Raw genomic sequence first — 6,296 nt, 5'->3', positions numbered from 1 at the left:
AGCTGATGCAGGCTGGCTCCCTTCCTCTCCCTCCGGAGGGGGGAGAGGTGGCGCCGCGAAGCGGCGACGGAGTGGGGGAAGCCCTCCGCGAAACGCACATGCCCAAACAAGAAATCAGGCAATGACCAAGAAACCGGAAAAACCAGGCTCGGCCAGCATTCGCGTGCTGAAGACGCGGATCAAGAAGAAGAGCGGGCTGAAGGAATCGTCGCGCCGCTGGCTGCAGCGCCACATCAACGATCCCTATGTCCAGCGGTCGAAGGCGGACGGCTATCGCTCGCGCGCGGCCTATAAGCTGATCGAGATCGACGACAAGCACCATTTGCTCAAACCCGGCATGAAGGTGATTGATCTCGGAGCCGCCCCCGGCGGCTGGTGCCAGGTCGCGGCCGCCCGCACGAAATCGACGGCGGAAAATCCGCACGTCATCGGCATCGACTATCTGGAAATGGATGCCGTGCCCGGCGCGCCGGTGCTGTTGATGGATTTCCTGGATGCGGATGCGCCGCAGAAGCTCGCCGAAGCGCTGGGTGGTGACCCGGATGTCGTGTTGTCCGACATGGCCGCACCAACCACCGGCCACAAGCGGACCGACCACATCCGCACCATGCATCTGTGCGAGGTGGCGGCCGATTTCGCGCTGTCGGTCCTGAAGCCGGGCGGCCATTTCCTCGCCAAGACTTTTCAGGGCGGCGCGGAGAACGAACTGCTCTCGATGCTGAAGAAGAATTTCCGCTCCGTCCACCACGTCAAGCCGCCGGCGTCGCGCGATGAGTCGGTGGAGCTTTATCTGCTGGCCAAAGACTTTAAGGGGCGAGAGGCGGGTACGCCCTCAGGCGGATCGGAACGTCCAGTGGACGTTCCGAAGGACTCGAACGCCCTGAGCCATAGCGAAGGGTCGGACGACCCAGAAGCCTAAGCCGACCCGCCTCACTCCCCCGGCGATCTGACCGGCTCCAGCGTCTTGGGCGTTGTCAGCCGGCCATGGCCGGACACGGCGTTGCCTGCATCTGGCGCCATCCGCATGAACGATATCGACGCCAAGGCCGATACGGCCGCCACGATGAAGAAGGCGATATGGAAGTCGCTCAGCGCCAGTGGTCCGCCATGGATCGAGGTCGAGACTTCCAGAATGCCGCCGGCGAGCGCCACGCCGAGCGCAATCGAGAGCTGCTGGAACACCGCCGTGATCGGCGTTGCCTTGCTGGTATCTTCTGCCGACACCTCGGCATAGGAGAGCGCATTCACCCCGGTGAAGAACATCGAGCGGATGAAGCCGCCGACCAGCAATATGGCCAGCATCAGCGCGTAAGGCGTCTCTGGCGTAAACAGGCCGTATATGGCGATCGATGCGGCGGCGATCAGCGAGCCCCAGATCAGCACGCGGCGGAAGCCGGCGAGCCGGAAGATCAGTGCTGTCACGAACTTCATGCCGATGGCGCCGATCGCCGAGACGAAGGTGATCATGCCGGACTGGAACGGCGTCAGCCCGAAGCCGATCTGGAACATCAGCGGCAGCAGGAACGGCACGGCGCCGATGCCGATGCGAAACAGCGAGCCGCCAAGCACCGAGGAGCGGAACACCTGGTTGCGGAACAGTTCGAGCGCCAGCAGCGGGTTTTTGGCGCGGCGCGCGTGCAGCAGGTAGAGCACGCCTGACAGCAGCCCGACGGCCACGGTGATAAGGCCGGTGGCCGGCGGCAGATAGGGCAGGGAGACCACCGACAGGCCGAACACGACGCCGGATGCCGCTAGCCCGCTCAGCACGAAGCCGACGAAATCGAGCGGCGGCGTTGCCATCGATTCGGTTTCCGGCAGGAAGCGTGTGGCCAGCCAGATGCCGATCAGGCCGATCGGCACATTGATCAGGAAGATCCAGTGCCAGGTGAAATAGGTGGTGATGAAGCCGCCGATCGGCGGGCCGACCAGCGGTCCAACCAGTGCGGGAACGGTCAGCCATGACATCGCCGCGACCAGTTCGCTCTTGGGCGTGGCGCGCACCAGCACCAGGCGCCCGACCGGCGTCATCATGGCGCCGCCAATGCCTTGCAGGAAGCGCGAAACGACGAAGGCCGGCAGCGAACCGGACAGGGCGCAAGCGATGGAACCAACGATGAAGACCGCGATCGCGGCCCGAAAGATGTTCTTGGCGCCAAAACGGTCGGCCATCCAGCCGCTGATCGGAATGAAGATCGCCAGGGAGACGAGATAGGCGGTCAGCGCCAGCTTGAGCGCGATCGGGCTGGTATGGATGTCGATGGCGATCGCCGGCAGCGATGTCGCGATGACGGTCGAATCCATGTTTTCCATGAAAAGGGCGACCGCCAGGATGAGCGGGATGGTGCGATTCAAGGAACGCGTCCAGACTTGAATGTTGCGTTGCCGATTGCATGTCGGCCTTGAAGCGGGCGGTTACCATGCCTTCGGGTGGATGTCGCATTAATTTGCTGTCACTTTTGTGCGACTGGCAACCCTGGGTGGCATCTTTTCGGAAAAGGTCACCTTTCCGGGAGCGTGAAATCATCGGCTTTTCATCCGCGCCGCGACGTGTTACCAGCCAGCGCCAATCCTGAAAGGGAAGAACGAGTCGGCGCTGTCCATCCCGGTCCAGCGCTTTTTCCGCATTCTAAAGGGCTGGCCATGGCAAAAATCATCGAAACGTCCACCGGCGCACTGGCGCTGACCTTTGACGACGTGCTTTTGCAGCCGGGTCATTCCGAGGTCATGCCGGGCGAAACCGATGTCCGCACCCGCATTGCCGGCGACATCGACCTCAACGTGCCGATCCTCTCCGCCGCGATGGACACCGTCACCGAGGCGCGTCTTGCCATCGCCATGGCCCAGGCCGGCGGCATCGGCGTCATCCATCGCAATTTCTCGCCGGCAGAGCAGGCCGAGCAGGTGCGGCAGGTGAAGAAGTTCGAGTCCGGCATGGTGATCAATCCCGTCACCATCGGCCCCGACGCCACCCTTGCCGACGCGCTGTCGCTGATGCGCACTTATTCGATCTCGGGCATTCCGGTGGTCGAGAATGGCGGTACCGGCGGCCAGAAGATCGGCCGGCTGGTCGGCATCCTGACCAACCGCGACGTGCGCTTCGCCTCCGACCCGGCGCAGAAGGTCTACGAATTGATGACCCGTGAGAACCTGATCACGGTCAAGGAGAATGTCGACCAGGACGAGGCCAAGCGGCTTCTGCACCAGCACCGCATCGAGAAGCTTGTCGTTGTCGACAAGCAAGGCAATTGCGTTGGCCTGATCACCGTCAAGGACATCGAGAAGTCGCAGCTCAATCCGCACGCCACCAAGGATGCGCAGGGCCGCCTGCGCGCAGCAGCCGCCACCAGCGTTGGCGATGACGGCTTCGAGCGCGCCGAGCGTTTGATCGATGCCGGCGTCGACCTTCTGGTCATCGACACCGCGCACGGCCACTCGCAGCGCGTGCTCGATGCCGTCACGCGGGCGAAGAAGCTCTCCAATTCGGTTCGCATCCTGGCCGGCAATGTCGCCACCGCCGAGGGCACGCAGGCGCTGATCGATGCCGGCGCCGACGCCGTCAAGGTCGGTATCGGCCCGGGCTCCATCTGCACCACCCGCATCGTCGCCGGTGTTGGCGTTCCACAGCTTTCGGCCATCATGTCGGCGGTCGAGACGGCGCACAAATCCGGTGTGTCGGTGATTGCCGATGGCGGCATCAAATATTCCGGCGATCTCGCCAAGGCGCTCGCCGCCGGCGCCAGCGCCGCGATGATCGGTTCGCTGCTGGCTGGTACCGACGAGAGCCCGGGCGAGGTCTATCTGCACCAGGGCCGCTCGTTCAAGGCCTATCGCGGCATGGGTTCGGTCGGCGCCATGGCGCGCGGCTCGGCCGATCGCTACTTCCAGGCCGAAGTGCGCGACACGCTGAAACTGGTGCCGGAAGGCATTGAAGGCCAGGTTCCCTACAAAGGACCTGTGTCTGGCGTGCTGCATCAGCTTGCAGGCGGGCTAAAAGCCGCTATGGGTTATGTCGGTGGCCGCGACCTTGCCGATTTCCGTGAACGCGCCACCTTTGTGCGCATATCCAACGCCGGACTTCGTGAAAGCCACGCCCATGACGTCACGATTACCCGCGAAAGCCCGAACTATCCCGGCGGAGCCTGAACAATACGGGCTCGGGCGGAGCCTGACCGCGACGATCCTGCGGCTGTCGCGCCATGCGGGTGCGCTGTGTTTCCTGTCGGCGGCGGTCTTCATCGCCATGACGGTGATGGAATTCTTCTATTTCCGCCAGTTGAGCGGCGGCCTGCCGTCGCTCGACATGCGTTATTTCGGCTTCACACCCGACGAAGGCATGGCCTGGCTGACGGCGCTTGGCCGGCGCGGCGGCGAGATCATTCTGGTCTGGCACTATCTGACCTTCGATCTCTTGTTCCCGGCGCTGCTGTCGCTGACATTGGTCAGCCTGATCCTGGCCGCCGGCCGGCGCCTGAAGAATTTTCGCGTGCTTCCCGGGCAGGTGCAGTCGATCTTCGCGCTGGTGCTGGTGCTGCCCTACACGCTTGCCGACTATGCCCAGAATATCGCCGTGGCACGGCTTCTGTCCGATTTCCTGTCGGCCAACCCGGATTCGCTGTCTTTGGCTTCGGCGCTGATCGTCACCAAATTCGCGCTTCTCGCCATCCCGCTGCTCGTCATCGCCGCTTTCTGGCTGATGGGCCAGAGACGATAGAGCAATTCCAGGAAAAGTGTGAAGCGGTTTTCCGTTCGGAATTGCGTCAAAACAAAGAGCTAGAGCGGTTCGCCGTTTCCGTGAAACGGTGAAACACTCTAGGCTTGATGCCGGACAGGGCAGGGGACATGTCATGAACCAGACCGCGATCTTCTGGCCCGTTCTGGCGCAAGTTCTGCTGGTCTACATCGTTTACGTCGTGATGGGTCGGCGCCGCTTCGTCGCGGTGAAGTCAGGCGAGGCCAAGGTCGGCCAGTTCAAGGCGCGTTCGACCGAGCCTGCATCCAGCGTCACCGTTGCCGCCAATCTCTGCAACCAGTTCGAACTGCCGGTGCTTTTCTACGTGCTGTGCCTGACGCTCCACGTCACCAACGGCGTCAATTATCTGACCTTGGCGCTGGTGTGGATTTTCGTCCTGACGCGCTATTTCCACGCCTGGGTCCACCTGACCAGCAACAATCTGCGGCTGCGCAGCCGTTCGTTCTTCGCAGGTGCTGTGGTGCTGGCGCTGGCCTGGATCTGGTTCACGCTGCATCTGCTCGGGGTGGTCTGAGCCGAGCGTTTCTTCCTTCTCCCCAAGGGGAGAAGGGAAGTCCGTTCGTTCTACAAATCGAACACCGCGATCTTGCGCTTGTCGAACTTAATGCCGATCTCGCCGCGCACCAGCTTCAGTGCTGCTTCGCCGAACACGGCGCGCCGCCAGCCTTGCAGCGCCGGCACATCGGCATCCTCGCCCTCGGCCGCGATGCGGTCGATGTCGTCGCTGGAAGCCAGAACTTTCGAAGCCACGCCCTGCTTTTCGGCGACGATCCGCAGCAGGACTTTCAACAATTCGGCCGCCGCGCTTGAGCCTTCCGGCGGCTGAAAATTCTTCGGCAGTTTCGGCATCTCCTCCTTGGGCAAGGCAAGTGCTGTATTGACTGCCCCAAGCAGGGCCGTTGCCGTCGAGGAGCGCTCCCAGCCCTTTGGCGTGGTGCGCAGCTTGGCAAGGGCCGCCGCGTCGCGTGGTGCCTGCTGCGCCACTTCGTAGATCGCGTCGTCCTTGAGCACACGGCCGCGCGGTACGTCGCGCTCGCGCGCCTCGCGCTCGCGCCATGCCGCCACGGTCTGCACGATCGCCAGTTCCTGCGGCTTGCGCAGCCGCATCTTCAGCCGCTTCCAGGCGTCTTCGGGATGCGGATCGTAGGTCTCGCGCGAGGTCAGCACATCCATCTCTTCGTTCAGCCAATGGGCGCGGTTTTCCCGCTCCAGCTCGGCGCTGAGGTGCTGATAGACCTCGATCAGATGGGTGACGTCGGCCAGCGCGTAATCGAGCTGCTTGTCGGACAGCGGCCGGTGGCGCCAATCGGTGAAGCGCGACGACTTGTCGAGCCGCGCGCCGGTTATGCGTTGCACGAGCTGGTCGTAAGAAACGCTGTCGCCAAAGCCGCAGACCATCGCCGCGACCTGCGTATCGAACACCGGGTGCGGAACCAGATCGCCGAGATGGACGATGATTTCGATGTCTTGCCTTGCGGCATGGAAGACTTTGACCACCGCCTCATTGGCCATCAGCTTGAAGAAGGGCGCCAGGTCGATGTCAGGC

General features: G+C 63.1%; 6 protein-coding genes. 4 read left to right on the top strand and 2 right to left on the bottom strand.

Features of this window, described 5'->3' with window-relative positions:
- The first annotated feature begins 121 nt into the window (after positions 1-121).
- Entirely contained in the window at positions 122-919 is a 798-nt protein-coding gene (locus tag AC1DX0_RS29050; RefSeq protein ID WP_477221123.1) for an RlmE family RNA methyltransferase, read from the top strand.
- Between the two features lie 11 nt (positions 920-930).
- Here AC1DX0_RS29050 and AC1DX0_RS29045 read toward each other — a convergent pair whose 3' ends face one another.
- Positions 931-2,352: an MFS transporter gene (locus tag AC1DX0_RS29045; RefSeq protein ID WP_477221124.1), complete on the bottom strand. Its 1,422-nt coding sequence runs from the start codon at positions 2,350-2,352 to the stop codon at positions 931-933.
- A gap of 288 nt (positions 2,353-2,640) precedes the next feature.
- Here AC1DX0_RS29045 and guaB point away from each other — a divergent pair, with 288 nt between their 5' ends.
- From guaB to AC1DX0_RS29030, 3 genes are all read left to right on the top strand, one after another.
- The gene (gene guaB / locus AC1DX0_RS29040) at positions 2,641-4,143 is read left to right on the top strand and encodes an IMP dehydrogenase (protein ID WP_027028460.1); all 1,503 of its coding nucleotides are present in this window, start codon (positions 2,641-2,643) and stop codon (positions 4,141-4,143) included.
- Positions 4,094-4,711: a hypothetical protein gene (locus AC1DX0_RS29035; protein WP_477221125.1), complete on the top strand. Its 618-nt coding sequence runs from the start codon at positions 4,094-4,096 to the stop codon at positions 4,709-4,711. The genes guaB and AC1DX0_RS29035 overlap by 50 nt, the downstream gene beginning before the upstream one ends.
- 133 nt (positions 4,712-4,844) lie before the next feature.
- Positions 4,845-5,264 (top strand): MAPEG family protein, encoded by a 420-nt coding sequence (locus tag AC1DX0_RS29030; protein WP_477221126.1) that lies wholly within the window; start codon positions 4,845-4,847, stop codon positions 5,262-5,264.
- Between the two features lie 50 nt (positions 5,265-5,314).
- On the opposite strand, the gene rnd is transcribed toward AC1DX0_RS29030, so the two are convergent.
- Positions 5,315-6,296: ribonuclease D (gene rnd / locus AC1DX0_RS29025; RefSeq protein WP_477357843.1), on the bottom strand; the 982-nt coding region annotated here is incomplete at its 5' end.

This window comes from Mesorhizobium sp. P3_A9, assembly GCF_056402975.1.
Note: the sequence above shows the minus strand (reverse complement) of the source record. Positions and strands in the feature narration are given on the sequence as shown.